Below are 25,719 nucleotides of genomic sequence, written 5' to 3'. Positions count from 1 at the left end.
CGAAGAGCTCAACCCATCCTACGGGCCTGGTCGGGCCGATCCAGGGCGAGGCCGGTGTCATCGGCACACCAGTCGGCTATTTCACCAAGCTACGGGAGCCCTGCACCGTCAACGAGCGGACGTCCACGGTTGCGCCAAAGAACATTCCTGAGAGCCTCATGTTGAGAATGCTCTCTCCGGCAATTTCACATGAACGGCAGGAAGATATCGGGCCGCTTGGGTAGAAGCCGCCGAAAATAGCGCCGTCCTTCTTCCGAGACGGTATTGCTGCCTAAAAGGAAATCGTCAGGCATATGGCGTGTTTTGCCAGCCACGCGATCGAGCGGCACGAGCAGAGGTTCGATACGCTCACCGTCATAATGCAGCACCACCGAGCCGCTGCCGGTTAAGGCGCTTTGCGCGGCAAATGCGCCAGCGTCGAAAGCCTCCTTGCGGTCGGTTTCGTCGATCACGCCGATATATGCGCGTGGCAGATAGCCCAGCGTGTCGACACGCGCCCTTGCCTTGGGAAAACGCGATTTCAGCGCTTTTTGGATCTCTATGCCGAGATCACCGCCCGTCAGGTGCAGATTTCCATGGGCGTCGCGCTCGACCGCCTCGCCCGCCAGCACCTCGGCGAGAGGCCGGCCGGCTTCGTCCTGCACTCCCTCGGACATCGAGACGATGCAGCGGCCCAGCCGCGTGTAAACCGCATCGACGTCGTCGAGGAACTGGACCACCGAGAACGGCTTTTCCGGCTTATAGATCAGATGCGGAGCATCCTCGGGCGATTGCTGCCAGCCTGCGGCCGCGGCGGAGAGGAAACCGGCATGGCGGCCCATGACGATGGCTACATAGATGCCGGGCATGGCGCGAAAATCGAGATCTATGCTGACAAGGGCATTGGCGACGAAGGCGGCTGCCGAGATGAAGCCGGGGACGTGATCGTTCTCCATCAGGTCGTTATCGATGGTCTTCGGGGCATGCACGAAATGGCAGAGGCCACTTGACTGCTGCCGCAGCAGTTCGAGCGTTCCGGCGGTGTCGTTGCCGCCAATATAGACAAAGGCGCGGGCGCCCAGCCGGTCCAGCGCCGCGAGGATATCAGAGCATGCGCCAGAATCTGGCTTGTCGCGGGTCGATCCGAGAGCCGAATTGGGCGTGTTGCCGAGGCGGCGGAGTTCGGCCTCGGGCATGGTGGTTAGGTCGACGACGTTCCCCTCCGTGAGGCCTCGCACACCATAGCGCGCGCCCAGAATGCGCAAGGACGGATCATGCCTGCGCGCGGCAAGGATGGCGCCACACAAGGTCTGGTTGATCACGGCGGTGGGGCCGCCGCCCTGGGCGATGACGATTGATGGCATGGATCCTCCATGACTTGTCTCTGGCTATGCCGCTCGCGGACTGTGAGAGACGATTGAAGCGAAGATTGGCCAATGCTGCAACGGGAGGCCTGCCCTGCAGTATCGTATCGCGACGCGGAAAAGCTACAGGCCTAAGCATCATCAATAGCTTAGTTTCCTACAGGGCCGAGGTTTGCCCCCAAGCAATTCGAAACGGATGGAGGAGACAATCAACCCTGGACGAGTCTTTTGCCACGCTGGGCAGCGAGCCGAAGGCACGCTTCAACACGCTGCAAGGCTCGCAAGCCCGTGAGGGCAGCGCTCGCCGAACCTACACCACCGTCCCATGCCGCGCGGTGCAGGTGCGCAGCACCTCGTCCATCGGCTTGTCCAACCAGTCGTTGGAGAAGATCTCGATCTCGGAACAGCCGACATAGCCCTGCGCCTCGACGGCAGCGCGCGCGCGGCGATGCGCGTGCTGGTGGAGGAAGGCATGATCGAGAACGCGGCCGCGCAGGGCGCGCGCTTTCTGAAAGGCTTGAAAGACATCCGCGCCAACACGATCCGCGACGTGCGCGGGCGCGGCCTGATGCTGGCGGTCGAGCTGCATCCCGAGGCCGGCCGTGCACGCCACTACTGCGAGGCGCTCCAGGGCAAGGGCATCCTCGCCAAGGACACCCATGAGCACACGATCCGCATCGCTCCGCCGCTGGTGATCACCGGCGACCAGGTCGACTGGGCGCTGGAGCAGTTCGCGACGATCTTGACGCAGGATTTCTCTTGAGGCTGCCTGCGTCGGAAGATCGCGGCCGCGGCCGACAACGAACCATTCCGCCACCCGTGCGTTGAAAAGTCGTGGGCGATTACGAGCTGGGAGCTAGGATCATGCTTCCGCGTGGCGTTTGCCTTACGGCTTTTTTGATTGGTGTCTCGATGCTGACGGCGAGCGTCGGCGCGTCTGCCCAGGGACCACCGGGACACGGCAGGGGTGGACCGGGGCCAGCGCCTGCGGCTCGGCCAGCAGCACCACCTGCCATGGCGCGTCCGGCAGCACCACCGGCAATGGCCCGTCCGGCAGCCCCGCCAGCCATGGCGCGTCCCGCCGCGCCGGCATTCCATCCTCCAGCGATGCCGCAGCGACCGGCCATGGCGCCGCACATCGCCTCACCGCCACCGCGTCCGACCCCGCATTTCGCTGCACCGCCGCCACGGGCTGCCCCGCATATGGCCGCGCCCCGGCCTGAATTTCATCGCGCGCCGGCGGCGCAGCAACGCCCGGCCATGGCGCCGCAGCCGACGCCGCACATCGCCGCCCCTTCACGCCCAAGCGCACCGCCGGCCGCAAACGAGCGGCTGTCGCAACGAGAGCAGATCGACCAGCGTGCGCAACAGCATCAGCAGCAGATCCAGCAGCGCGAGCAGATGGTGCAGCAGCGGCAGCGCGAAATGCTGTCGCGCCAGACGACGGAGCGCCAGACCCGCATCGATCGGCTCCAGCAGCGCGTGCAGCAATTGCAGTCGCAAAAGGTGGAAGGCGCGCGGGCGCAACGGCAGCAGCAACGGATGCTCCAGACTCAGAACCGCTTGCTTGGCCGCGAGCAGCGCGCGCAGCAAAGCGACCTGGCACGCCAACAGCGGCTTGGACCGCCGGCCGGGCGTGCTGCGGCTCTTACAGGCACCGCGCAGGCCGCCGAGCGTGGACGGTTTGCCGCGCGCTTCCGCGAGCAGGCCAATCCGCAAACCCGGGCAGCCCTCGTCACCCGGCAGAGCGGCTGGGCTCCCCGGGAGGCCTGGCGTCACCGCCATCCGGCGGCTTTCGTGGCCTGGCTTGGCCCCGTGTTCTGGCCTTACGCCTATTCCGACATCTTCAGCTACACGTTCTGGTCCTATGCTTACGAGCCCGGCTATTGGGCGTACGCGTATGACGACTTCGTCGATACCGTGTTCTGGGGTGGTGACAGCCCCTATTCTGCCTATGCCAGCACCAACCCGTATGACTATCCGCAAGCCGGCGGCGGCCGCGCGCACTCGCGCGCGAGCGCCAACGTGAGTCCGCAAACGCTCCAGCAATTGTGCGGCACGCCGGATAAGGGCGTGACCGCCTGGCCGTTGGCCGATATCACGCGAGCCGTACAGCCGACGCCGGAGCAACGCGCACTGCTCGACGAATTGAAGGCCGCGGCGGCGAAGGCTGCCGGTGCATTCAAGGACTCCTGCACCGAGACTTATGCACTGACTCCTCCCGGCCGCTTGCGGGCGATGACTAACCGCATCAACGCGACGCTGGAAGCCGTCAAGATCGTGCGACCGGCGCTGGAGAATTTCTACAACTCGCTGAGTGACGAACAGCAGGCGCGCTTCAACGCGCTCGGCCCCAATGTCGGCGACCGCGCATCACAGCAGCAGGACGCCAGCGCCGAGGGCTGCGGTGATCCGAAGTCCGGCCTGACCCAGTTGCCGATCCAAAGGATCGAGGCTGTGCTGCATCCCGCCGGCAAGCAGAAGGAGGCGCTCGATCGCCTCAGCGAAGCGACGGCAAAGGGCGTCGAGGGCCTGCAGGCGGCCTGTCCGAACGATGCGCCGCTGACGCCGGTCGGGCGGCTGGAGGCGATGCAGCACCGGCTCGAGGCCATGCTGTCGGCCGCCAAGGTGGTCGAACCCGCCCTGGACGAGTTCTATGCCACGCTGAGCAGCGAGCAGAAGGCGCGCTTCAACACGCTGCAACAGGTCGCAAGCCCGTAAAGGCAGCGCGCGCGTGACTCACACCACCGTCTTGTGCCGCGCGATGCAGGTGCGCAGCACCTCGTCGATCGGCTTGCCCCACCAGTCGTTCGAAAAAATTTCGATCTCCGAATAGCCGGCAAAACCCTGCGCCTCGACGGCCGCCCGCGCGGATTTGATGTCAATGACGCCGTCGCCCATCATGCCACGGTCGTTGAGGATGTCCTTGGTCGGCACCAGCCAGTCGCAGACGTGGAAGGCCAGCAACCGATCCTTGCCGGCACGCGCGATCTGGCCCATCAGTTCCGGGTCCCACCAGATGTGATAGACGTCGAGTGCAACGCCGAGCATGCCGCTGCGGGCTGGGTCGAGACGATCACAGATGTCGAGCGCCTGCTTTGTGGTGTTCACGCAAGCGCGGTCCGCCGCGTAAGCCGGATGCAAAGGTTCGATCGCCAACGGCAGGTTTGCTTGCCTGGCGTAGTCGAGCATGTCGGCGAGAGCTTCCTCGACCTGTCCGCGCGCCGCCACGATATCCTTCGACGCTTCGCTGCCGGGCCGCGAATATTGCGGCAGGCCACCGACGACGAGCACGATGCAGGGCGCGCCAAGCGCCTTGGCTTCATCGACGCAGCGGCGGTTGTCGTCACGCACTTCGCCCCGGCGTGATGCATCCGACGTGAACATGCCGCCACGGCAATAGCCTGAGAGCTCGAGCCCGGCATCACGTACCGCCCGCACTGCACGATCGAGACCGACGGTCGCGACCTGGTCGCGCCAGGGATCGATGGCCCGGATGCCGTACTTCGCACAAGCATCGACGATTTCAACGAGGTCACCCTGCTTGCGGACCGTCGCCGTGTTCAGCGATAGCCAGCGATGGTCGGACGAGAAATCACGCATCAGGATTCGATCCCGTGCAAAGCCAGCACGGTCTTTATCCGCCGCGTCGCCAGTTCCGGATTGGCGAGCAGCCCGGCTTGATCTGCGAGCCGGAACAACTCGGCCAGATGCAGCGTCGAGCGCGTGCTCTCCTGGCCACCGACCATGGTGAAATGATCCTGGTGGCCGTTGAGATACGCCATGAAGACGACGCCGGTCTTGTAGAAGCGCGTCGGCGCCTTGAAGATGTGGCGCGAGAGCGGCACGGTCGGCCCCAGCACATCGTGGAAACCGGCTTCATCGCCGGCAGCCAGCCGCGACAGCGCGTAGGACGCTGCCGGCGCGATCGCATCGAAGATACCGAGCAGCGCGTGCGAAAAGCCCTGCTCGTCGCCGGCGATCAGCTCCGCATAATTAAAATCGTCGCCGGTGTACATCTTGATGCGCTTGTCCAGACGCCTGCGCATGTCGATCTCGCGCTGCTTGTCGAGCAGCGAGACCTTGACGCCGTCAACCTTGGCGGCGTTGTTGTTGATGATGGCCACGGCAATGTCCATCGCCTTGTCGAGATCCCTGGTGCCCCAGTATCCCGTCAGGGCCGGATCGAACATGTCGCCAAGCCAGTGGATGATCACGGGCTCACGGACCTGCGACAGCACACGGTTGTAGACCTTGGCGTAGTCGTCAGCGCCGCGACCGAGTTTTGCCAGCGCGCGCGACGCCATCAGGATGATGCGGCCGCCGATCTTCTCGACCGCAGAGAGCTGCTCCTCATAGGCGCGGATCACGTCGTCGATGGTCTTGGCATCTTCCACGGCGAGATGGTCCGTACCGGCGCCGGAGAACACCAGCGCATTGCGGCGCTTGGCGGCGCCGACCGACCGCGTGATCAGCTCCAGCGAGGTCGGCCAGTCCAGCCCCATGCCGCGCTGCGCGGTGTCCATGGCCTCGGCAACGCCGAGACCGAGGTCCCAGACGTGCTCGCGGAACGCGATGGTCTTGTCCCAGTCGACGGCAGCCGAGAGCCAGGGGTCGTTGTCCGCGAAGGGATCGACGACGGTATGCACGGCCGAAAAGGCGATGCGGTTCAGCGGTCCTTCGAGCTTTGCAGGAAACGTGCGCGAGGCTGCGAGCCGATAGGTCTCGATCGAGCGATCGGCTTTCGGCAGCTTGAGCGACAAGGACGACATCGGCTGGACGGGCTTGTTCATGTGTCCCTCCTCAGGCCTTGATCGGCGCGACGTCGATCCAGCGCCGCTCCTTCCAGCTCTTCAGCGCGCATTCGGCAAGCTGCACGCCCTTGACGCCCTCCAGCAGCGTGAACTTGTACGGCGCATCCTCGTAGACGTGGCGGATGAACATCTCCCACTGCTCCTTGAAGCCATTGTCGTAGGTGACGTTGTCCGGCAGCTTCTGCCAGTCGCCGTAGAAATCGTGCTGCCGCTTCTCATCGGGATTCCACACCGGTCGTGGCGTCGCCTGCCGGGCCTGGATCATGCAGTCGGTGAGCCCCGCGACCGCCGAGCCGTGCGTGCCGTCGACCTGGAAGGTGACGAGGTCGTCGCGATAGACACGCGTCACCCAGGACATGTTGATGTGGGCGATGACGCCGCCCTCGAGCTGGAAGGTCGCGTAGGCGGAATCATCCGCGGTCGCCTTGTACGTCTTGCCCTGCTCGTCAAAACGCTCGGGGATGTCGGTGTTGCCGATGCAGACCACGCTCTGGACATTGCCGAAGAGGTTGTCGAGCACGTAGCGCCAGTGACAGACCATGTCCAGAATGATGCCGCCGCCGTCCTCGTCGCGATAGTTCCAGGACGGCCGCTGCGCTTCCTGCCAGCCGCCTTCGAATACCCAATAGCCGAACTCGCCGCGGACCGAGAGGATGCGGCCGAAGAAGCCGGAGTCGCGCAGGAAGGCGATCTTCTTCAGGCCGGGCAGGAACAGCTTGTCCTGCACGGTGCCGTGCTTGACGCCCTTGGCATTGGCGAGCTTCACGACCTCTAGCGCTTCTTCAAAGTTCGTCGCGATCGGCTTCTCGCAATAGACGTGCTTGCCGGCATTGATGGCCTGGGTCAGCAGACCCGGCCGCGCCTGTGTGGTCGCGGCATCGAAGAACATGGTGTCGTTCTTGTCGGCGAGCGCGGCATCGAGATCGGTGGTCCAGCGCGTGATGTTGAAGCGCTTGGCAAGGCCCTCCACCTTCTCGGCGCTGCGGCCGACCAGGATCGGATCTGGCATGATGCGGTCACCGTTCTTCAGGCGAACGCCCCCCTGGTCGCGAATCGCCACGATCGAGCGGATCAGATGCTGGTTGAGCCCCATGCGGCCGGTGACGCCGTTCATGATAAGGCCGAGGCGTTGGGTGGTCATGCCGATTTCTCCAAGAGTGATTTTGGCTGTTCAAGCGGGCGGAGCGCCGACCAGTCCGGATGGACCGACGTCGCAAAGCCCGCAGCATGAAGCGATCCCGTCAGGAGATCGCCGTTGTGAATCTTGAGCCGGATGCCCTGCCCGGCATCGGCGTAGAGATCGGGATGCGCGGCCGCGAAGGCCTGCGCTTCGGCGGCCGGCGTCTCGCCGAAGCCATCGACATAGTGATGGCCGTTGCGCTCGGCATGGGTGACGCCGATGAAGGCACCGAGCGCGAGATCCTGCTGCACGGCGAGGCCGGCCTGGCAGGTGAGGTCCTCGCCGGTGACGAAGAATTTTTCGCCGCCCGCGCTCCATTTCGCTGCGCGCGTCGCATTGACGATCGACTTGTAGAGCCCCTTGCAGGATTTCGAAGAAATCCCGTGATAGCCAAGTGCCCGCGCCGCGGGGAACGCGTCGTAGGAATCGTCGGCCTCGTCGATGATGAAGCCACGCGCGGCGAGCGAGCCGAGCGGCGATTGCCGGGTGATGTCGCGCGGCATGGGCTGCTCGATATAGAGCAGACGCGATGCGATCGACCGCAGCGCGGGTTCGCGATCGAGCCGGTCGATCAGCGCCTGCAAGGCGGCCAGATCGGCATACTGCTCGTTGGCATCGAGCGTCACCTTGTAGTCTCGACCGAGCGTGTCGAGCTCCTTGCCGATGCGCGCCAAGCGCGCGGCATCGGCCGTGGGATCGCCGGATAGTTTCAGCTTGAAGTAATTCGCGCCGGCGTTTTCGCGCACATCGGCAACGCCGCCCTCGCCTTCGACGGTATCGTCGAGGCCGACGGTATGCCTGATGGCAACACGCGGCAGGGGCTTCCGGCTGGACAGAAACGTCGTGAGGTCCGCTTCCTTCAGGTCGGGCGAGAGCCGCGCATCGATGCCTGCGATGTTGCCGGCCATCCCGTCGAAGAAATTCGTCTCGACGCCACGCAGCAGCGCATCGAGGATCGCCTTGTCGATCTCTGCTGGACCATAGGCCGCGGCAAGCGCCGGAATGTTCTGCTTCGCACAGGTTGCGACCTGGGCCCCGATGCAGGAGGCATGCAGATCGAACGCCGTCTGGAATCCAGTCCGTGCCAGATAGAGCCCGCGCGCGATCGCGAGCGACCGGCGCAAGCCGTCGACCGTCTGCCCCGGCGACAGCTCCGGTCGCTTGTCGAACCATTTTGGCACCAGCAGTTCGGCGCTGGCGCCAACCGCGGTGCCCTTTCCCTCGACCACGATCTCGACCCGCACGAACAGCTGCGGCGTCGCATTGATGGTAACAGCGCCAAAGCGGAACGGCCGCGCGAAATGCACGGGACGTTCGAAGAAGGCGATGTCTCGCAGCTTCAGGCGCGGCGCCATGGTGCTACTGGGTCCCACAGATCTGGCCACGGGGACGGTGCACCTCTCCCGCTTGCGGGAGAGGTCGGCACGAAGTGCCGGGTGAGGGTTTTCTCCGCTGGGGGATTCTCGCGGGTGGAGACACCCTCTCCCCAACCCTCCCCCGCAAGCGGGGGAGGGAGCGCACCGTGCATGTGGTCGGTTCAGAGAACACCATCCTCTAATCCAATGCGCCTTGCGAGAAGAAATGCTTGCGGATTCGTTGCACGAGCTCGGTGAAAACAGGATCGGCCATCACGTCGAGCGAACGCGGGCGCGGCATCGGCACGTCGTAGATCGCGGCGACCGCGCCGGGCCGCTCGGTCATGACCAGCACGCGGTCGGCGAGGAACACAGCCTCCGGAATCGAATGCGTGATCAGCAGCACCGTCTTCCTGGTCTCGCGCTGGATCCGCATCAGCTCGACATTCATGCGCTCGCGCGTCAGCGCATCGAGTGCGCCGAACGGCTCGTCCATCAGCATGATCTTGGGATCGTGCACCAGGGCGCGGCAGATCGAGGCCCGCTGCTGCATGCCGCCGGAGAGCTGCCAGGGCAGCTTCTTCTCGAACCCTTCGAGCCCGACCAATTTGAGCAGCGCCTTGGCGCGCACGAGATATTCGTCCCGCGGCAGCCGCTTCATATCGATCGGCAGCATCACGTTGGACAGGATGTTTCGCCACGGCAGCAGCAGCGCGTTCTGGAAGACGATACCGACATTGCCATGCGGCTTCGTTACCTTCTCGCCCTCGACCAGAACTTCGCCTGATGTCGGCGGCAGCAACCCCGAGATCAGCTTGAGCAGCGTGGACTTGCCGCAGCCGCTGGGGCCAACCACGACGAAGAACTCGCCGTCGTTGATGTGGAAATCGAGCGGCCGCAGCGACGGTACATCGCCGTCGCGCGTCCGGTAGGTCTTCGACACGCCTGACAGCGTGATGCCCGAAATGTCGCCGGCAGCCCGGTCGCTCACCAGTCTCAGATGCGCGGCCGGCTGCACAGTTTCACTCACGATCGTCGCTGGTTTCACGTGCCACTCTTCGGCAGATAGTCGTTGGTGTAGAAGGCCTTCGGGTTCTCCTTGGCCTTGGCGTCGAGGCCGCCATATTCGACCATCAGATTGACGCTATCCGTCATGTTCTGATCGGTGACCTGGAACGGCCGCTTGCTCTTGGTCTCCGCGGTCCGGTATAGCGGGATGGTCAGCTCAAAGCCCTGCGTCAGCGTGTCGATCTTGCCGCCCTTCGGGTTGGCATCGAGGATCGACTGCGCGGCCGCCTTCGGCTCCTTCTCGGCAGCTTCGACGGCCTTGGTCGTCGCCGACATGAAGCGGCGGACGAGATCAGCATTGGCCTTCACATAGTCGGCGTTGGCGATGATGCGGGAGGAGACCATGTTGATGCCGTAGTCGGCAAACTTGATCGGATAGACGTCCTTGCCGGTGGCGTCCTTGATCTTCATCGACTGGTCCATGACGTAGCCGAGCAGCAGATCAGCCTGGCCGTTGATGACGGCGTTGAGCTTGGTCTGGCCATCACCGGCAACCGTGGTGAAGTCGCTTTCCTTCAGGCCGGTCTTCTTCAGGAACAGCGGCCAGATCTGGGTCATGGAATCGGCCGGCGTGATCGCCACCGTCTTGCCCTTGATGTCCTCCGGCTTCTTGATGTTCTTGTCGACGAAGCCCATGGCGGACATCGGGCTGGTCTGCAGCAGCACGCCGGTCGCGATCACAGGCGCACCCTTGATCGCGGCACGCATCATGGTGGGAACGTCGACATAGCCGAAATCGGCGGTCTTGGCGGCGACGGCCTGCGTGGTCGCAGCCGAACCGCGGCCTTCCTGGATCTCGAGGTCGATGCCCTCGGCACCGTAAATGCCCTTGGCCTTGCCGTAATAGAACGGCGCGTGCTCGCCATAGACGTACCAGTTGAGCATCAGCACGACCTTGTCGGCCGCCTGCGCCGGCGCAACTGCAAACGCCATCAGCGCCACAGATGCAGCCCCAATCCATCGCTTCATCGTCACTCTCCCTTGTCGTTATGTTTCGGCCGTTGGTGGCCGTTGCTTGAGTTAAGAGGCGAAAATCACGTCTTCGCGCTGGCTGACATGCCAGGGAATGACCAGCTTCTCGATCCGGTCGACGATCCAGAACAGGATGACGCCGAGCAGCGCGAGGATGACGAGGGCCGCGAACATCGTCGGCAGGTCGAAGGTGCCGATCGAGCGCTGCATCACATAGCCGATGCCGGAATTGGAGCCGACGAACTCGCCGACGACGGCGCCGACCACGGCGAGCGTCACCGACACTTTCAGACCGGAGAAGATCGCCGGCAGCGCATGCGGCAGATTCACCGCGCAAAACACCTGAAAGCGGCTGCCCTGCATGGCGCGGGCAAGATCGACCATGTCAGGATCGACCGACTTGAAACCCTGCACCGCCGAGACCACGACGGGGAAGAAGCCGAGCAGGAACGCCGAGATCACCTTGGGAATGATGCCGAAGCCGAACCAGACCACGAACAACGGTGCGATCGCGATCTTCGGCACGGATTGGGAGAACACCAGCAGCGGATAGACATAGCTCTCCACCGTCTTCGAGCCCGCGATCAGCATCGCCACGGGAATACCGAACAACGCGGACAGCATAAATCCGCAGACGGTCGCATAGGTGGTCGGCCAGGACTGACGCAGCAGCTCCGGCCAGTCGGTCCACAGCACCGCGACGACGTCGGCCGGCGACGGGATCTGGTAGGCGGGAATCCTGAACAGCCGGATCGCGAGATCCCAGGCCACGACGATGAACACCAGGAACAAGAACGGCCGGATCCAGGCCGCATTCAGCATCTTGGACACCGCACTTTGCGGCTTCAGCTCAGCCACGCCTCACTCCCGGTCGTCTTTTTCGTTTCCGGGGAGAAATTAACCCGTTGGATAAATACTGTCTAGGGGTTTCCCTGTGACGTTTTGTGCCGGTTTTGGGGGGAGCGGTGGGTTGGGCACTCATCAAGCCAAATCCAAGGTGTCGTCCCGGCGAAGGCCGGGACCCATAACCACAGAACAAGGTTTGGCGATGGCTGGTCATTCGGGATTAGCCCTGCACACGATCGATAGATCACACAGTATGGGTCCCGGCCTTCGCCGGGACGACGGTGGGAAATATTGTGCCCTACACCGTCTGCACCACGCCAGCGCGCGACTTCGGCGCCTTGGCGATCTCGAACAGAGCGGCCGATTGCCCCGTCAGCGCGGCCAGCACGAGACCGACCATGTGCGCAAGCCGCTCGTCCTTGGCATCCTTGGCGAGCAGGTCGCGGCCGAAGATCACGCTGAGCGTCGCGGAATTCGAGAGATAGAAGAAGCAGAGGCCCGCGATCGAGATGTAGAGCTGCACCGGATCGACCGAGACCTGGAAATCGCCGCTCTCGACGCCGCGCCGCACCACGGTGCGGATCATCTCGACGAAGGGCGAGTGCATCGACTTGACCTTGGTCGAGCGCTTGAGGTGCTTTGCACGCGCGAGGTTCTCGGTCTGGAGCAGCGACAGGAATTCGGGATTGCGCAGGAAGTAGCCCCAGGTGAACTCGATCAGCCGCTTGATGGCCTCGGGCGGAGCAAGATGCTCGAGATCGAGCCCCCGCTCCTCGCTGCGGATCTTGTCATAGGCGCCTTCCAGCACCGCGAGATAGAGCTCGTCCTTGTTGCCGACGTGATAGTACAGCATGCGCTTGTTGGCGCCGGCCTTGGCCGCGATGCGGTCGACGCGCGCACCGGCGAGCCCATGAGCGGAAAACTCCTGCTTGGCCGCCTCGAGAATGCGCAGCCGCATCCCCTCGGGATCGCGCTGCCATTTCAGAGTTCGCTTTGCCGTTGCCTTCGCCAAACCGGGTGCTCGCTGGGTGCTTTCACTACGCATGTAACATGCGCGCAAGCGTTTGAGAACGATCTCGTGCCCCAAGCGCAGTTTCGTAGGGTGGGCAAAGGCGCACTTGCGCCGTGCCCACGTCTTCTCATCAAGGATCCAAGACGTGGGCACGCTTCGCTTTGCCCACCCTACGGGAGTCTTCGAGCGGAAAGAGCCGCCTACTCCACCGGCTTCGGCGAGCGCTCCAGCAGCACGGTCTGGATCCCGCAGGTGCCGTTGCGCACCGTCATGATGCGCGTGCCCGGCTTGCGGCCGTTGCGGACTTCGGTGACGTCGAGGCCGGCGGCGAGCAGGCGGGCGCGGGTGGCGTCGATGTCGGCGACGCGCCAGCTCAGGCCCCAGAGCCGGTCGTTTTTGGAGTCGCCGCCCGCCACGGGGCGGCGCACCACTTCGACGATGAGATCGCCGCAGCGGAAGAACATCAGTTGCCCCCAATCGTGATGCGAGCGGTCGAGCGCCAGATCGAGCCCGAGCCGGGCGCCATAGAGCGCGGCGACGCGATCGGAATCCTCGGTGGTGATCACGACGTGGTCGAGCCCGTCGATCGGCGCGACATCGGTCGCAACCGACTTCGGACGTTCCTCGGCGAGCTCGAGGAAGAACATGCGCACGCCACGCGTGAGTTCGGTCGCGGCCCGCGTGCGCTTCCAGTGCAGGGCCGCGCCGGTCACCGCGTCACTGCTCTCGACCTCGGCAACGGGATCCGGCTTCAGCGCCACCCGGTCCAGCCGCCGGTGCATCTTGCCCATGTCTGCGACGCGAAAGCACAGGCTGGCGAGCACGCCCTCCTGGTCGTCGAGCAGCGCGCGCATGCGGTCCGCGGTCGCGGTGAAGCCGCTCGGCGCCATCAATTCGAGGGTCATGTTGTCGAGGGTGAACAGCACGCGATCGGCGCCCTCGCCGGAATTCTGCCAGGCCGGCGCACGCCCCAGGAGCGTCTGATAGGCCGCCTTGGCCGCACCGATATCCCTGACCAGAGCAACGATGTGATCGAGGCCGGTGATCATATTCCCCCTCTTTATGGACCTGGAACAACCGGCCGAAAAACGGCATTTGTCCGGGCTTGGCATGGGCCTCACATGGTCGTATTCCGGCCCCATGCCGGCCTCAAGCGCCTCGGGGTTGTTTTGCGAATAATTTCAGCGTCCCGGACACGGAACCGGTGTTAGAGTAAGCCCGCCGGCCGGGACCACCAAGCGCATCACGGACAAGCAATGCAGGCTCTCTTCATCGGACAGACCTATATCGACGTCGTCTTCATCACCGACCACATGCCGACCGGCGACGAAAAGCACGTGGCAACCGACTACGCAGTCTCTTTCGGCGGCAACGCGGTCACGGCGGCGTTCTGCTGTGCCAAGCTCGGCATCGTGCCTGATCTGATCGCCACCGCGGCCAATGACTGGCTGGGGCGCATGTTCATGGACATGTGTGCGAAATACGCGATCTCGCTGCACGGGCGGAAGGTGAACCAGTCCTCGCTCTCCTTCATCATGCCGAAGGACGGCAAGCGCGCCATCGTCCGTTGCCGCGACGACGAGCACATTCATCCGTTCCCGATGCTCAATCTCGGCGGCTGCCGCGCGCTGCATATCGATGGCCATCAGCCCGATGCCGCGATCCACTACGCAAAGGTCTGCCGCGAGGCCGGCATTCTGACCTCGCTCGACGGCGGCGGCCTGCGTACCAACACGCATGAGCTGCTTGAATACATCGACGTCGCGATCGTCGCCGAGCGTCTCTGCGAGCAGATGGACCTGACGCCGGAAAAGATGCTCGACTACCTCAAGGGCCGCGGCTGCAAGATCGGTGGCATCACCATGGGTGAGAAGGGCCTGCTGTGGTACAACGAAACAGGCGCGGTCGAGACCATGCCGGCGATGCCGATTCCGCGCGAGCGCGTGATCGACACCAATGGCGCCGGCGACGTCTTCCACGGCGCCTATGTCTATTCTTATCTGGCCCATCCCGGCAAAAGCTGGCGCGAGCATTTTGATTTTGCCCGCGCCGCCTCGACCTTCAAGATCCAGCGCCTCGGCAACGAGGCCGGCCTGCCGACCCTTGTGGACATCGCCAAAGTCAGGCACGAGTTCGAAGTTCGAGTCTAAACTTCGTAAGGGTTTGTCATGGGGCGTGTCTTCGTCGCCGGCAGCATCAACATGGATGTGGTGGCGACCGCCGATCGCCACCCCAGGGTCGGCGAGACCGTCGCCGGCAAGCAGGTGCTGTATTTTCCGGGCGGCAAGGGTGCGAACCAGGCCGTGGCCGCGTCACGGCTCGGTGCGGAGACCACGCTGATCGGTCGGCTGGGCACGGATTCGTTCGGGGCTGAACTGAGGACGTTCCTTAACGCGCAGGGCATCGATCCCGGCTCGATCAAGGAGACGCCCGAGACACACACCGGCACCGCGATCATCACGGTCGCCGCCTCCGACAACACCATCGTCGTCATTCCCGGCAGCAATGCGCTGGTCAGCGCGGATGACGTCGCGGATGCGCCGCTGGCGAAGGGCGATGTCGCCGTCAGCCAATTCGAAATTCCGCTGCCGACCATTGCCGCGTTCTTCCAGCGCGCGCACACGGCCGGCGCCACCACATTGCTCAATCCTGCCCCGGCGCAAAAGATGTCGAGCGAGCTGCTCGCGCTGGTCGATATCCTGGTGCTGAACGAGACCGAGCTTGGTTTCCTCGCAGGCACTGAGCTTACTGACGACGACGAAACCGCAAAGATCATCGCGGTCGCGCGAAAACTTCAGGCGCGCGAGGACCAGACGATTTGCGTCACGCTCGGCAAGCGCGGCGTGCTCGCGCTCGCTGCCAGCGAGGAATTTTCCGTACCCGGCCGCGTGGTGAAGGCGATCGACACTACCGGCGCCGGCGATTGCTTTGTCGGCGCGCTCGCGTCGCAGCTGGCTGATGGGGCCGCCTTGCGCGCCGCCCTCGCCTTCGCCAACGCCGCCGCCTCGATCAGCGTGCAGCGCATGGGGGCCGGGCCGTCGATGCCGACGGCCGCGGAAGTGGCGGCGGTGCTCAGCGCTGGCTGATCACGCCAGTGCGCTCTTCAGGTCGAAGCTCTCATCTGCTGCCTGCTCCGGCGTGATCGAGCGGCCCATGGCCTGCAACCTTCGGCCGAACATGTGATCGCCGGCGCGGTTGATCGATTCGATGCCGAGCAGCTTGTCACCGTGGTAGCAGAACACGGAAAACGCCTTTTTCGCGGGATCGCCGCGCAGCACGACGCGGTCGTAGCCGGTGGTGAGACCTGCGATCTGGAGCTTGTCGTCGCCCTGGTCGCTCCAGAACCAGGGATGGCCGTCGTAGACCTTCTTGTCGCCGGTCAGCCGCGCCGCGAGGCAGCGGGCGTGATCGGTTGCGTTCTGCACCGATTCCAGCCGCAGCGAGCCGCCGAAGCGCGGGCTCGCAAACAGCGCGCAATCGCCGATGGCCGAAATGTTCGGGTCAGCCGTCGAGAGATATTCGTCGACAATGATGCCAGCCGCGACCGGCAGCCCCGCCTCGGCCGCAAGCTCGATGTTCGGCAGCACGCCGACGCCGACCACGACGAGGTCGGCGGGCAGATGCCGTCCGTCGCTCAAGGAGACGCCGGTGACCTTGCCGTTCTCGGCCTCGATCGAGGTTGCCTGCACACCGAGGTGAATGCGGATGCCGGCCTCGCGATGCCGCGCCTGAAAATATTCGGAGACCTCCGCCGTCACCGCGCGCGCCATCACCCGCGGCGCGAGTTCGAGCACATCGACCTCGAGGCCCTTGATCCGCGCGGTCGCCGCGAATTCGAGGCCGATGAAACCGGCGCCGATCACCACGACCCGCGTCTTTGACGGAATGATCTTTCGCAGCGCCTCGCTCTCGTCGAGGATGCGCAGATATTTCACGTCGGGCAGATTGGCATTGGGCAGATCGAGCAGCCGGTTGCGCGCGCCCGTCGCCAGCACCAGATGGCCGTAAGGCAGCGTCTCGCCGGATGCGAGCAGCACTTTCCGCCCCGCGCGGTCGATCGACACGGCGCGGCCGGCGATCAGCTCGATGGTCTGGTCGTGATAAAATTTCTCCGGCCGGAACATCAGGCTCTCCGGGCCGGCGGAACCCTTGATGTAGGCCTTGGACAAAGGCGGCCGCTGGTAGGGCAGATGCGCCTCGTCATTGATCAGGCAGATGCGATCCGCAAAACCCGCCTGCCGCAGGGATGCCGCGACCTGGTAGCCACCATGGCCGGCACCGACAATGATCACCGGACCATCCGTCATTGGACAGCCCATTTCCGCAAGACACGAGCATCACCCATGTCGTCTCCTCTCTCGCTCATACTGGCTTGGCTAGCCTAGGAGGAGCCGGCGCTCGTGTCCGTCCCTAAACGAAGGCGCCCCCATTTGAGCCGATCATTCCGGCTTTCGCAAGGGCCATACGCGAGGCGCTGGCGGCGGGGGATTGTCACCCCTCGCCTTCTGCGATCTAGTTGCAGCAACGGACCTCCTGCCGGAGATTTCAAAAATGCCAGCTCCCGTCTCCCAACCCGATGATCCCGCGCTGCTGCGGATCGACGGCCCGATTGCGACCATCACGCTCAACCGGCCGACCGCGTTCAACTCGATCAATCTTGCGATCGCGCAAAAGTTGGAACAGCTCGCGGCGACGATCGAAGGCGACGACACGATCAGGGTCGTGGTGATCGAAGGCGAAGGCCGCGCCTTCTCCGCCGGCGGCGATCTGCAGACGATTGGCGCTGCGGCTGAAGCCAACACGGTGACGCCGGTCGTCGGCGAACTGCTCAAGCATTATCATGCCTTCATCGAGATCATCCGGCGCATGCCGAAGATCTCGCTGTCGAGCGTGCACGGCTCGGCCGCGGGCGCCGGCATGGGGCTGGCCTTCGTCACTGATCTCTGCATCGCCGCCGAGGACGCGAAGTTCACGCCGGCTTATGCCAAGATCGGCGTCTCGCCGGATGGTGGCTCGACGGTCGGGATCGTTGGCACGGTCGGCTCGCGCCGCGCGCTGCAGATCTTCCTGTCCGAGGACAATTTTACAGCGCAGCAGGCCTATGAATGGGGGCTCGTCGCCAAGATCGTTCCCGCGACCGAGCTGAAGGCTGCGACGAGGCAGCTTGCCGAGCGGCTGGCACAGAACCCGCCCGCGGCCATCGCCGGCACCAAGTCGCTGGTCTATGCGGCCGCCACGACGCCCGTAAAACAGCAGCTCGATGCCGAGGAGCACAAGATCATCATGGCGATGAACACGGAGGATTTTCGTGTTGCCGTGAAGAAGTTCACGAGCAAGAGCAAGTGAGCGCGCTGACGCCATCGCGTTCGTTCTGCGGCCTGCGCCACGGCGCAACGGATTGGAACCGGCAGGGACTTTTCCAGGGCCGGACCGACAATCCGCTGAACGAGGATGGTCTCAAGCAAGCGCACGAGGCCGCGGACTTGCTGCGCGGTGCCGGCGTCAGCCGCATCGTCGCGAGCCCGCTGGTGCGTGCAGCGAAAACCGCCGAGATCATCGCGGAAGCAATCTCGGTGCCTCTCACGATCGACGCAGGGATCATCGAGTTCGATTTCGGCAGTTTTGAAGGCCTCCCCGTCCGCGACCTCATGATCAAGCATGGCGTCACTTCCGCGACGGGACTCGTCTCGATCCTGCCCGCCGACGGCGAGAACTGGGACGCCATGGCCGAACGCTCACTGCGTTGCGTGGCCGGTTGGCTCGACCGCTATCCCGGCGACCATCTGCTGTTCGTCTGCCATGACGCCGTGATGCAGGGCATGGCGAATGCGCTCACCGGCAGCTACTTCAAGAACAGCCACGGCACGCCGTTTCGCTACGCCCGCGACGGAGCCGGCTGGCGCATCGAGCAGATCGTCACTTAGGGCAAATGTAGCCGGTCCCCGCCGGCGACTTGAAGCAGCCGACCGATTCCGGCAGCACTTTCTGCGGCAGCCACAGCACGACGCTCGGGAAGTAGATCGCAAACGCGATGGTGGCGAAGAACACGACATAGATCGGCAGCGCCGCGCGTAACGCCTTCGCAAAGCTGACGCCGACGAATTTCGACGCCATCAGCAACACCAGCCCGTAAGGCGGCGTGATCAGGCCGAAGGCGAGTGTCGCGATCAGCACCACGCCCATATGAACGCCGTTGATGTCGCCGGCTTCCGTCAGCGTGTTGACCAGCGGCATGAAGATGATGATGGTCGGCACCGGCTCGATGAAATCGCCGACCACAGTGAACAGCAGCACCATCAGCAACATGATCAGATGCGGATCGTTGCCCGCGATCGAGGTGATCATGTCGGCGATGTAGCTGGCGCCGCGCAAATAGGCGAGCATCCAGCCGAAAGCGTTGGCGGCGCCGATGGTGATCAGCGGCAGAGAGAAGATCAGCCCGGCGAGGCAGAAATCGTACGGGATCTTTCGGAAATGCCCGCGGTTGAGCGCGGGGATCACGACCAGGATGATCCAGGCCACGGCGACGACGCCGGCTTCCGTCGGCGTGAACCAGCCGGTCAAAATGCCGCCGAGCAGGATCACCGGGATCATCAGCGGCAGCGCCGCGTCACCAGCCGCGAACACGATCTGCCGCAGCGGCGCGCGCGGCTTGCGCAAGCCCGAGGGGCCGAAGAAATAGCAATAGATCATCAGGCCGAAGCCGATCATCAGTCCCGGCACCACGCCCGCCATGAACAGGCCGGCGATCGAGACGTTGCCGACGGCACCGTAGACCACGGCGGTGATGCTCGGCGGCACCAGCGCCGCAATGGTCGAGGCCGACGCAATGATCGCCGCGATGAACGCAGGCTCGTAGCCCTCGCGCTTCATCGGTCCGCCCAGTGCGCGGCTCATCACCGCGACGTCGGCCGTGGTCGAGCCCGACATTTCCGAGAAGAACATGCTGAAGACGACGACGACCTGCGACAGCCCGCCTCTGATATGCCCGACCAGCGACACCGAGAGATTTGCTATTCGCACCACCACATTGGCCGAGCTCATGAGCTCGCCGACTAAGAGAAAGAACGGGATCGCCAGCAGCGCCTCGGAATCGACGCCGTCAAAGATCTTCTGGATGATCGCGGCGAGCGAGACGTCGGACAGGACCGCGCCGACGAACACGCCGGCCATCAACGAGAACGGCACGGGCACGCCGAGATAGCCGAACGACAGGAAGCAGATCGACATCAACGCCAGGACAATGGGTGCGCTCACGGCTGCGCCCTCATTTGCGCTTCGGTGACGGGCGCGGCATCCTCGTCCAGCGGCTCCGGATGGTCAAAACCGTTGCGCAGGCCGTTGACCAGCTGCTCGATGGTGAACAGGCCGACCAGGATGCCGGACACAGGAATAATCGCGTAAAGCGAGGCGATCGGCGTGCCCGACGGCAGGCGGAAGCTGCCGAAGCCGCGCAGATAGTTCTGGTAGCCGTACCAGATCAGGCAGAAGGCGACGCCGAGGACGATGAGGCGGATGATGATTTCGACGATAATCCTGGGCACGCCATGCATCGCCTCCGAGATCGCGGTCAGATAGAGATGATCGTTGCGCCGCGTCGCAACCGCAGTCCCGATGAAGATCGCATAGATGAACAACGTCGAGGTGACTTCCTGCAGCCATAGCCAGGGATGGCCGATGGTGCGGGTGACGATGTCGGCGGTCACCGACAGCGAGAAGCCGAAGCACAGCACGCCGCAGAGGATCATCAGCGCGAGCTCGAGCCAGTCGAGCCAGCGCCATTTCAGGTGGCGTTGGCGTTGCAACACGAGCTTGTCGGCGATGGCCATTGTTGCTCCCGGCTGCGGATTGGCTACACCTCTCCCGCTTGCGGGAGAGGTCGGCGCGGAGCGCCGGGTGAGGGTTCTCTCCTCATTGGGAATCTCTCGGGCGAGACACCCTCTCCCCGACCCTCTCCCGCAAGCGGGAGAGGGAGCGCACCGTCTTCCGGACAGCGACCTAGTTGATCGACCGGATCAGGTTCTTGATCTTCTCGGCGTGCGGGCCGAGCTCCTTGGCGAGCTTGTCGAGATAGGGGTCGGCGATCGCCGTAAAGCTCTTCTTGTCGACGTTATCGACAACCTTGACGCCCATCTTCTTGAGCTTTTCGGCCGCGCTGCGCTCGAGATCGAACGCCTTGGCCGGCTCCTTCGAGCTGATCTCGTTGGCTGCCGTCTGCACCCACTGCTTCTGCTCCGCCGAGAGGCTCTGCCAGAGCTTGTCGGAGATGTACACCAGCGCATTGTTGGCTTCGTGCTCGGTAATGTTCAGCACCGGCGCCACCTCGTAATGCTTGTTGACGAGATAGACGTTGATGCTGTTCTCGGCGACGTCGACCACGCCGGTTTGCAAGCTGGTGTAAACGCTGCCGAACGGCATGTGCACGGTTTGGGCGCCATAGGCCGGGAACATGGCATCCTCGGTCGCGGTCGCCTGCACGCGGATCTTCAGCCCCTTGATGTCGCCGACATTGTGGATCTCCTTCTTGGAGTACATGTGGCGCACGCCCTGCGAGCCGGTCGCGATGACATGCAGGCCCTGCGTGGTCTCGTCGATCAGCGTCTTGAGCGCTTCGAACACGCGGGGGTCGGCAAGCCCCTTGACCACGTGGTTCTCGTCGCGGAACAAATAGTGCAGCGACATCACGCCCGCCTGCGGCGAGATCGTCGCTGTGTTGGCCGAGGAGATGATCGCGAACTCGATGTCGCCCGCTTTCACGAGCTGAAGAACCTGCGGCTCCTGGCCCAGCTGCGCGCCCGGATACTGGTCGATGATCATGGTGCCTTTGCTCAATTCCTTGAGCTTGTCGGCAAAGAGGTCGCCGGCGATCGAGTAGCCGGTGTTGCGGGGCTGGTCATAGGCGAAGCGATAATGCTTCACCTCCTGTGCCCCGGCGCCCGTGACGAACAGCATGGCGGCCGCAGCCACCAAGCCGCGTAAGAATCCTGGCATGGATCGTACCATCATCGTCTCCCCCTGTTTTTATCGCCCGCCGCTTTTAGCGGTCTGGGCGCTCGTTCGAGTGGTTGTCAGCCCGTTTCAGTCTTTGGTCCAGTCCTCTGCATAAAGTCGAAGTCGCAGCCCTCGTCGGCCTGCAAGATGGTCTTGTCGAACAGCCAGGCGTAGCCACGCTTGACTTCGACCGGCGCCGTGGCCGGCTTCAGCGCAGCGCGCCGACGCTCCAGCTCGGCGGCATCGACCAGCAGCTCGATGCTGCGCTTGGCCACATCGAGGCTGATCTTGTCGCCGTTCTTCACCAGCGCTAACGGTCCGCCGACGGCGGATTCCGGCGTGATGTGCAGCACGATGGTGCCGAACGCGGTTCCGCTCATGCGCGCATCGGAAATGCGCACCATGTCCTTGGTGCCGCCGCGTGCGAGCTTTTTCGGGATCGGCAGATAGCCCGCCTCGGGCATGCCAGGCGCGCCCTTCGGGCCGGCATTGCGCAGCACCAGCACGTCGTCGGCAGTGACGTCGAGATCGGGATCGTCAACCCGCAAGGTCATGTCCTCGACGGATTCGAACACCACCGCGCGCCCGGTATGCTGCAACAGCTTCGGGCTCGCCGCCGATTGCTTGATCACAGCACCGCGCGGCGCGAGATTGCCGCGCAGGACGGCGAGGCCGCCTTCCTTCTTGATCGGATTGTCGCGCGAGCGGATCGCGTCCTGGCCGGGCACGTCCTCGGCATTGGCAACGACGTCACGCAGGCTCTCACCCGAGATCGTCTTCGCGTCGAGATCGACGAGATCGCCGAGCTGTGCCAGCAGTTTCGGCACGCCGCCGGCGTGATGGAAATGCTCCATGTAGTGCTCGCCGGACGGCTTGAGATCGACCAGCACCGGCACCTCGCGGCCGATCTGGTCGAACGCTTCGAGATCGAGCCGGTGCGGCGAGCGATGCGCCATCGCGGTCAGATGGATCAGGCCGTTGGTCGAGCCGCCGATCGCCTGCAACACGACCTGCGCGTTCTTGAAGGAGGCCGACGTCAGGAGCTCGCTCGGCTTCGGGCCCTTGGTCTTGGCCATTTCGGCCGCAACCCGGCCGCTCGCCTCGGCCAGACGGAAACGCTCGGCATGCGGCGCTGGGATCGTCGCACTCATCGGCAGCGACAGGCCCATGGCTTCGATCATGCAGGCCATCGTGGAAGCCGTGCCCATCACCATGCAGGTGCCGACCGACGGCGCGAGGCGGCCGTTGACGGCTTCGATCTCGACATCGTCAATCTCACCGGCGCGATACTTGCCCCAGAGGCGGCGGCAATCGGTGCAGGCGCCCAGCACCTCGCCCTTGTGATGGCCGACCACCATGGGACCGACGGGAATGACGACGGTCGGCAGGTCGGCGCTGATCGCCGCCATCACCTGCGCCGGAAGCGTCTTGTCGCAGCCGCCGATCACGATCACCGAATCCATCGGTTGGGCCCGGATCATCTCCTCGGTGTCCATCGCCATCAGATTGCGCAGATACATCGAGGTCGGATGCGCAAAGCTCTCGGCGATCGAGATGGTCGGAAACACGAACGGCATCGCGCCCGACAGCATCACGCCGCGCTTGGCGGCCTCGATGATCTGCGGGACGTTGCCGTGGCAGGGATTGTAGTCGCTATAGGTGTTGGTGATGCCGACGATCGGACGCTCGAGCGCGTCGTCGGAATAGCCCATGGCCTTGATGAACGCCTTGCGCAGGAACAGCGAGAAGCCGGCATCGCCATAGCTCGTCAGACCCTTGCGCAAACCACTCGTCATCATGCCACTCCTTCGCTGCCATTGTGGTACAGCCTGCCCCCCGATTGTCAATAAGATAGGGCCGGATCGCCGCGCTTTCTGGCCTCAGACGCGCCATCGGACACAAATTATTGACAATCCGGGCTCGCCCTGCTCCACAAGGCGGACCGGCGAGGCGCCGGAGGCTGAGGGCATGTCCGACATTCGCACCGCAGATGCCATGGCTATCAGGCGCGACGATCCGGACGACGTCGTCGCGCGGCTGGAAGAAGACATCATCTTCGGCCGCCTCGCACCGGGCGCGCGCCTGACCGAGGACGCGCTAATGTCGGCTTACGGCACCTCCAGACACTTCGTGCGCCAAGCGCTGGTGGACGCCGAGCGCCGCGGCATCGTCCGCCGCGAAAAAAATGTCGGCGCCACCGTGCGGTTCTATTCCGCCGAGGAGGTCCGGCAGATCTACGAAGTCAGGGAGATGCTGACGCGGCAGGCCGCGCTGATGATCCCCCTGCCCGCGCCGCAAGGCCTGATCGACGAGCTGACCGCCTTGCAACGCGACTATTGCGCGAAGGCCGACATCCGCGACCTGCGCGGCATCCACGAGGCCAACGACGCCTTCCACGTCGCGCTGTTCGCAGCCTGCGGCAATCCTTATCTGGTGCGCTCGCTGCAGGACTATATGAGCCTGACGCTGCCGATGCGCGCGAAAAACCTCGCCGACCGCGATGGCCTGGCGCAATCGCGCCGCCAGCACGAGCTGATGATCGAGCTGTTGAAAGGCCGCGATAGCTGGGCGCTGGCACAGCTGTGCGTGGATCACATGCAGTTCAGCAAGGCGGATTATCTGGCAAGGATTGCGGGGGAGGGCTAGCGCTAGGCCATACTTACGTTCAGTACCGCCTCAACAGACCGCGATCCACGCCGGCATCGCCGTAGTCCGCGCAAGCCCCTTTCGGATCTTTGATCAAATCCGCCAGGACGCGCTTGATCGCCTTGCTGGCCGCCTCGAACACCTCGGGACGAAACTTGCCGGGATCGTAGCTCTCGCCGTCGTGAGCCTTTATCGCCGCGGAATAGGCATCGATCATGGCCATCGCCGCATTCGTGCTGCCGAGAAGCCGGGCGCCGAGTTGAACGCCGCCCGCGCCATCGACCTCGTAGCCGACGCATCGCTGTTCGAGCACCGCGGACGCTGTGACGAGCTGGTCGAGGAACGTCGCTTCGGCATCGCTGAGCGCTGCCGCCCGCGTCGGTCCTGATGCGATCGTCGCAAGCATCGCGACGACTGACAATTTGATTTTCATTGTCTTGGCTCTCGCCGCCGCCCTGAGCTGTGATCAGTGCGACGTTACCGAATTCCGATCGCACCGATCGAAAGCCAGACGACGGGAGCAACGTTGATCCAAGTCAATGAGCCGTCATGGCCGGGACCAGCCCGGCCACGACGTCAAGCGCTACCGCTTATTCCAATCGATAATCCGGCTTTCATCGCCGTCGAACTCGTTGCTGCAGAACGTGCCGCCCTGAAAATAATCGCCGACCGAATCCGGCTTCAGCTTGGCCTGCTCGGCCATGGCGTGCTCGCGGAAATCCTCGGAGCGGCCGGTGGGGCGATAGCCGAATTCGTAGGCACGACTGTTGTCCCACCAGGCGCGATCGTTCAGGGAGGCGCCGTAGAAAACCTCGAAATGGATGTCGGGATGCTCAAGTCCGATCTGGCAGAGCTGCACCAAATCTTCCGGCTTCAGCCAGATCGACATCCGGCGCTGGTCGAGCGGCATGTCGCCGAAATTGCCGATGCGCAGGCACGTCACCTTCAGCCCGTGCTTGTCGGCATAGAGCGCGCCGACCGCCTCGCCGAACACCTTGCTGACGCCGTAGCGCCCGTCCGGGCGCGGGGTGACGTCGGTGCCGATCCTGTGGTGGCGCGGATAGAAGCCGACGGCGTGGTTCGAGGATGCGAACACCACGCGCTTGACGCCCTTGCGATACGCGGCCTCGAACAGATTGTAGCCGCCGATGATGTTGGCCTGAAGGATCTGGTCCCACGTGCCTTCGACCGAATAGCCGCCGAAATGGATGATGCCGTCGACACCTTCGCAGATCGCCTCGCACTGCGCGAGATCAGCGAGGTCCGCCGCCTTGAACTGCTCGTTCGCGCCGAGATCGGCCGGCGGCTTGATGTCGGAGAGCAGGAGGTCAGGATAGATCGGCGGCAGCAGCTTTCGCAGGCTCGTGCCGATTCCGCCCGCAGCTCCCGTCATCAAAATACGCGGCATGTCTTCCCTCGCCGTTGGTGACCAATTTGCGGTCACGTGTCTCTAATGATAGCAGGAATGTCCAGAGGGAACGAAACGAGAGAA

Annotated in this window: 24 protein-coding genes and 1 pseudogene; 7 read left to right on the top strand and 18 right to left on the bottom strand. The window is 64.0% G+C overall.

Annotation, left to right across the window (positions count from 1 at the left end; translation table 11 throughout):
• Nucleotides 1-185: 185 nt before the first annotated feature.
• Nucleotides 186-1,343 (bottom strand): diphosphate--fructose-6-phosphate 1-phosphotransferase, encoded by a 1,158-nt coding sequence (locus V1280_RS40845; RefSeq protein ID WP_334536400.1) that lies wholly within the window; start codon nucleotides 1,341-1,343, stop codon nucleotides 186-188.
• 436 nt (nucleotides 1,344-1,779) lie between these two features.
• On the opposite strand from V1280_RS40845, the pseudogene V1280_RS40835 reads away from it, so the two are divergent.
• Nucleotides 1,780-2,106: pseudogene (locus tag V1280_RS40835) on the top strand (aminotransferase class III-fold pyridoxal phosphate-dependent enzyme); the annotation flags it as partial.
• Between the two features lie 533 nt (nucleotides 2,107-2,639).
• On the opposite strand, the gene V1280_RS40830 reads toward V1280_RS40835, so the two are convergent.
• The gene (locus tag V1280_RS40830; RefSeq protein WP_334536399.1) at nucleotides 2,640-2,882 is read right to left on the bottom strand and encodes a hypothetical protein; all 243 of its coding nucleotides are present in this window, start codon (nucleotides 2,880-2,882) and stop codon (nucleotides 2,640-2,642) included.
• Nucleotides 2,883-2,885: 3 nt separating this feature from the next.
• Here V1280_RS40830 and V1280_RS40825 point away from each other — a divergent pair, with 3 nt between their 5' ends.
• Complete coding sequence (locus V1280_RS40825) at nucleotides 2,886-4,064, top strand: Spy/CpxP family protein refolding chaperone (RefSeq protein ID WP_334536398.1); 1,179 nt, start codon at nucleotides 2,886-2,888, stop codon at nucleotides 4,062-4,064.
• Nucleotides 4,065-4,082: 18 nt separating this feature from the next.
• Here the strand turns inward: V1280_RS40825 and V1280_RS40820 are convergent, their stop codons facing one another.
• From V1280_RS40820 to V1280_RS40780, 9 genes are all read right to left on the bottom strand, one after another.
• Nucleotides 4,083-4,946: a sugar phosphate isomerase/epimerase family protein gene (locus V1280_RS40820; protein ID WP_334536397.1), complete on the bottom strand. Its 864-nt coding sequence runs from the start codon at nucleotides 4,944-4,946 to the stop codon at nucleotides 4,083-4,085.
• Nucleotides 4,946-6,136, bottom strand: coding sequence for a dihydrodipicolinate synthase family protein (locus tag V1280_RS40815; protein ID WP_334536396.1), 1,191 nt, complete (start codon nucleotides 6,134-6,136; stop codon nucleotides 4,946-4,948). The genes V1280_RS40820 and V1280_RS40815 overlap by 1 nt, the downstream gene beginning before the upstream one ends.
• Before the next feature lie 10 nt (nucleotides 6,137-6,146).
• Entirely contained in the window at nucleotides 6,147-7,298 is a 1,152-nt protein-coding gene (locus V1280_RS40810; RefSeq protein ID WP_334536395.1) for a Gfo/Idh/MocA family protein, read from the bottom strand.
• On the bottom strand, nucleotides 7,295-8,692 hold the full coding sequence (locus V1280_RS40805; RefSeq protein ID WP_334536394.1) for a hypothetical protein: 1,398 nt from the start codon (nucleotides 8,690-8,692) through the stop codon (nucleotides 7,295-7,297). Before V1280_RS40805 ends, V1280_RS40810 begins: the two co-directional genes overlap by 4 nt.
• A 199-nt stretch (nucleotides 8,693-8,891) precedes the next feature.
• On the bottom strand, nucleotides 8,892-9,740 hold the full coding sequence (locus tag V1280_RS40800) for an ABC transporter ATP-binding protein (RefSeq protein WP_334536393.1): 849 nt from the start codon (nucleotides 9,738-9,740) through the stop codon (nucleotides 8,892-8,894).
• Nucleotides 9,737-10,729 carry an ABC transporter substrate-binding protein gene (locus V1280_RS40795; protein ID WP_334536391.1) on the bottom strand — a complete coding sequence of 331 codons (993 nt, stop codon included), beginning with the start codon at nucleotides 10,727-10,729 and terminating at the stop codon, nucleotides 9,737-9,739. The genes V1280_RS40800 and V1280_RS40795 overlap by 4 nt, the downstream gene beginning before the upstream one ends.
• A 51-nt stretch (nucleotides 10,730-10,780) precedes the next feature.
• Entirely contained in the window at nucleotides 10,781-11,590 is an 810-nt protein-coding gene (locus V1280_RS40790; protein WP_334536389.1) for an ABC transporter permease, read from the bottom strand.
• 286 nt (nucleotides 11,591-11,876) lie between these two features.
• A complete protein-coding gene (locus V1280_RS40785) occupies nucleotides 11,877-12,623 on the bottom strand; it encodes a TetR/AcrR family transcriptional regulator (RefSeq protein ID WP_334536388.1) in 747 nt (248 codons plus the stop codon).
• A 167-nt stretch (nucleotides 12,624-12,790) separates the two neighbouring features.
• Nucleotides 12,791-13,639 (bottom strand): VOC family protein, encoded by an 849-nt coding sequence (locus V1280_RS40780; RefSeq protein ID WP_334536387.1) that lies wholly within the window; start codon nucleotides 13,637-13,639, stop codon nucleotides 12,791-12,793.
• A 207-nt stretch (nucleotides 13,640-13,846) separates the two neighbouring features.
• Here V1280_RS40780 and V1280_RS40775 point away from each other — a divergent pair, with 207 nt between their 5' ends.
• Nucleotides 13,847-14,740, top strand: coding sequence for a sugar kinase (locus V1280_RS40775; RefSeq protein WP_334536385.1), 894 nt, complete (start codon nucleotides 13,847-13,849; stop codon nucleotides 14,738-14,740).
• A gap of 18 nt (nucleotides 14,741-14,758) precedes the next feature.
• Nucleotides 14,759-15,676: a ribokinase gene (gene rbsK / locus V1280_RS40770; protein WP_334536383.1), complete on the top strand. Its 918-nt coding sequence runs from the start codon at nucleotides 14,759-14,761 to the stop codon at nucleotides 15,674-15,676.
• Here rbsK and V1280_RS40765 read toward each other — a convergent pair whose 3' ends face one another.
• Entirely contained in the window at nucleotides 15,677-16,897 is a 1,221-nt protein-coding gene (locus V1280_RS40765; RefSeq protein WP_334536382.1) for an NAD(P)/FAD-dependent oxidoreductase, read from the bottom strand.
• A 244-nt stretch (nucleotides 16,898-17,141) separates the two neighbouring features.
• Here V1280_RS40765 and V1280_RS40760 point away from each other — a divergent pair, with 244 nt between their 5' ends.
• Together V1280_RS40760 and V1280_RS40755 are read left to right on the top strand one after the other, a co-directional pair.
• Nucleotides 17,142-17,936, top strand: coding sequence for an enoyl-CoA hydratase/isomerase family protein (locus V1280_RS40760; protein WP_334536380.1), 795 nt, complete (start codon nucleotides 17,142-17,144; stop codon nucleotides 17,934-17,936).
• The gene (locus tag V1280_RS40755; RefSeq protein WP_334536378.1) at nucleotides 17,933-18,514 is read left to right on the top strand and encodes a histidine phosphatase family protein; all 582 of its coding nucleotides are present in this window, start codon (nucleotides 17,933-17,935) and stop codon (nucleotides 18,512-18,514) included. Before V1280_RS40760 ends, V1280_RS40755 begins: the two co-directional genes overlap by 4 nt.
• Here V1280_RS40755 and V1280_RS40750 read toward each other — a convergent pair.
• From V1280_RS40750 to V1280_RS40735, 4 genes are all read right to left on the bottom strand, one after another.
• Nucleotides 18,507-19,847, bottom strand: a complete 1,341-nt coding sequence (locus tag V1280_RS40750; protein WP_334536376.1) for a TRAP transporter large permease — start codon at nucleotides 19,845-19,847, stop codon at nucleotides 18,507-18,509. The two genes, V1280_RS40755 and V1280_RS40750, sit on opposite strands and share 8 nt — an antisense overlap.
• Nucleotides 19,844-20,419, bottom strand: coding sequence for a TRAP transporter small permease (locus tag V1280_RS40745; protein ID WP_334536375.1), 576 nt, complete (start codon nucleotides 20,417-20,419; stop codon nucleotides 19,844-19,846). Before V1280_RS40745 ends, V1280_RS40750 begins: the two co-directional genes overlap by 4 nt.
• Before the next feature lie 169 nt (nucleotides 20,420-20,588).
• Nucleotides 20,589-21,596 carry a TRAP transporter substrate-binding protein gene (locus V1280_RS40740; protein ID WP_334536374.1) on the bottom strand — a complete coding sequence of 336 codons (1,008 nt, stop codon included), beginning with the start codon at nucleotides 21,594-21,596 and terminating at the stop codon, nucleotides 20,589-20,591.
• A gap of 62 nt (nucleotides 21,597-21,658) precedes the next feature.
• Nucleotides 21,659-23,377, bottom strand: coding sequence for an IlvD/Edd family dehydratase (locus tag V1280_RS40735; RefSeq protein ID WP_334538542.1), 1,719 nt, complete (start codon nucleotides 23,375-23,377; stop codon nucleotides 21,659-21,661).
• Nucleotides 23,378-23,549: 172 nt separating this feature from the next.
• Between V1280_RS40735 and V1280_RS40730 the strand changes: the two genes are divergently transcribed.
• A complete protein-coding gene (locus V1280_RS40730) occupies nucleotides 23,550-24,227 on the top strand; it encodes a GntR family transcriptional regulator (protein WP_334536373.1) in 678 nt (225 codons plus the stop codon).
• A 19-nt stretch (nucleotides 24,228-24,246) separates the two neighbouring features.
• Here V1280_RS40730 and V1280_RS40725 read toward each other — a convergent pair whose 3' ends face one another.
• Complete coding sequence (locus V1280_RS40725; RefSeq protein WP_334536371.1) at nucleotides 24,247-24,660, bottom strand: hypothetical protein; 414 nt, start codon at nucleotides 24,658-24,660, stop codon at nucleotides 24,247-24,249.
• A 150-nt stretch (nucleotides 24,661-24,810) separates the two neighbouring features.
• Nucleotides 24,811-25,635 (bottom strand): NAD-dependent epimerase/dehydratase family protein, encoded by an 825-nt coding sequence (locus tag V1280_RS40720; protein ID WP_334536369.1) that lies wholly within the window; start codon nucleotides 25,633-25,635, stop codon nucleotides 24,811-24,813.
• Between the last annotated feature and the right edge of the window lie 84 nt (nucleotides 25,636-25,719).

It is taken from the genome of Bradyrhizobium sp. AZCC 2230 (assembly GCF_036924495.1).
Classification (GTDB): domain Bacteria; phylum Pseudomonadota; class Alphaproteobacteria; order Rhizobiales; family Xanthobacteraceae; genus Bradyrhizobium; species Bradyrhizobium rifense.
Note: the sequence above shows the minus strand (reverse complement) of the source record. Positions and strands in the feature narration are given on the sequence as shown.

What these genes read in the sequence shown, in the direction of transcription:
- V1280_RS40845 (WP_334536400.1), bottom strand. Translation starts at nt 1,343, where the DNA reads ATGCCATCAATCGTCATCGCCCAGGGCGGCGGCCCCACCGCCGTGATC.
- V1280_RS40825 (WP_334536398.1), top strand. Translation starts at nt 2,886, where the DNA reads ATGCTCCAGACTCAGAACCGCTTGCTTGGCCGCGAGCAGCGCGCGCAG.
- V1280_RS40820 (WP_334536397.1), bottom strand. Translation starts at nt 4,946, where the DNA reads ATGCGTGATTTCTCGTCCGACCATCGCTGGCTATCGCTGAACACGGCG.
- V1280_RS40815 (WP_334536396.1), bottom strand. Translation starts at nt 6,136, where the DNA reads ATGAACAAGCCCGTCCAGCCGATGTCGTCCTTGTCGCTCAAGCTGCCG.
- V1280_RS40810 (WP_334536395.1), bottom strand. Translation starts at nt 7,298, where the DNA reads ATGACCACCCAACGCCTCGGCCTTATCATGAACGGCGTCACCGGCCGC.
- V1280_RS40805 (WP_334536394.1), bottom strand. Translation starts at nt 8,692, where the DNA reads ATGGCGCCGCGCCTGAAGCTGCGAGACATCGCCTTCTTCGAACGTCCC.
- V1280_RS40795 (WP_334536391.1), bottom strand. Translation starts at nt 10,729, where the DNA reads ATGAAGCGATGGATTGGGGCTGCATCTGTGGCGCTGATGGCGTTTGCA.
- V1280_RS40785 (WP_334536388.1), bottom strand. Translation starts at nt 12,623, where the DNA reads ATGCGTAGTGAAAGCACCCAGCGAGCACCCGGTTTGGCGAAGGCAACG.
- V1280_RS40780 (WP_334536387.1), bottom strand. Translation starts at nt 13,639, where the DNA reads ATGATCACCGGCCTCGATCACATCGTTGCTCTGGTCAGGGATATCGGT.
- V1280_RS40775 (WP_334536385.1), top strand. Translation starts at nt 13,847, where the DNA reads ATGCAGGCTCTCTTCATCGGACAGACCTATATCGACGTCGTCTTCATC.
- rbsK (WP_334536383.1), top strand. Translation starts at nt 14,759, where the DNA reads ATGGGGCGTGTCTTCGTCGCCGGCAGCATCAACATGGATGTGGTGGCG.
- V1280_RS40765 (WP_334536382.1), bottom strand. Translation starts at nt 16,897, where the DNA reads ATGACGGATGGTCCGGTGATCATTGTCGGTGCCGGCCATGGTGGCTAC.
- V1280_RS40760 (WP_334536380.1), top strand. Translation starts at nt 17,142, where the DNA reads ATGCCAGCTCCCGTCTCCCAACCCGATGATCCCGCGCTGCTGCGGATC.
- V1280_RS40745 (WP_334536375.1), bottom strand. Translation starts at nt 20,419, where the DNA reads ATGGCCATCGCCGACAAGCTCGTGTTGCAACGCCAACGCCACCTGAAA.
- V1280_RS40740 (WP_334536374.1), bottom strand. Translation starts at nt 21,596, where the DNA reads ATGATGGTACGATCCATGCCAGGATTCTTACGCGGCTTGGTGGCTGCG.
- V1280_RS40735 (WP_334538542.1), bottom strand. Translation starts at nt 23,377, where the DNA reads ATGACGAGTGGTTTGCGCAAGGGTCTGACGAGCTATGGCGATGCCGGC.
- V1280_RS40730 (WP_334536373.1), top strand. Translation starts at nt 23,550, where the DNA reads ATGTCCGACATTCGCACCGCAGATGCCATGGCTATCAGGCGCGACGAT.
- V1280_RS40725 (WP_334536371.1), bottom strand. Translation starts at nt 24,660, where the DNA reads ATGAAAATCAAATTGTCAGTCGTCGCGATGCTTGCGACGATCGCATCA.
- V1280_RS40720 (WP_334536369.1), bottom strand. Translation starts at nt 25,635, where the DNA reads ATGCCGCGTATTTTGATGACGGGAGCTGCGGGCGGAATCGGCACGAGC.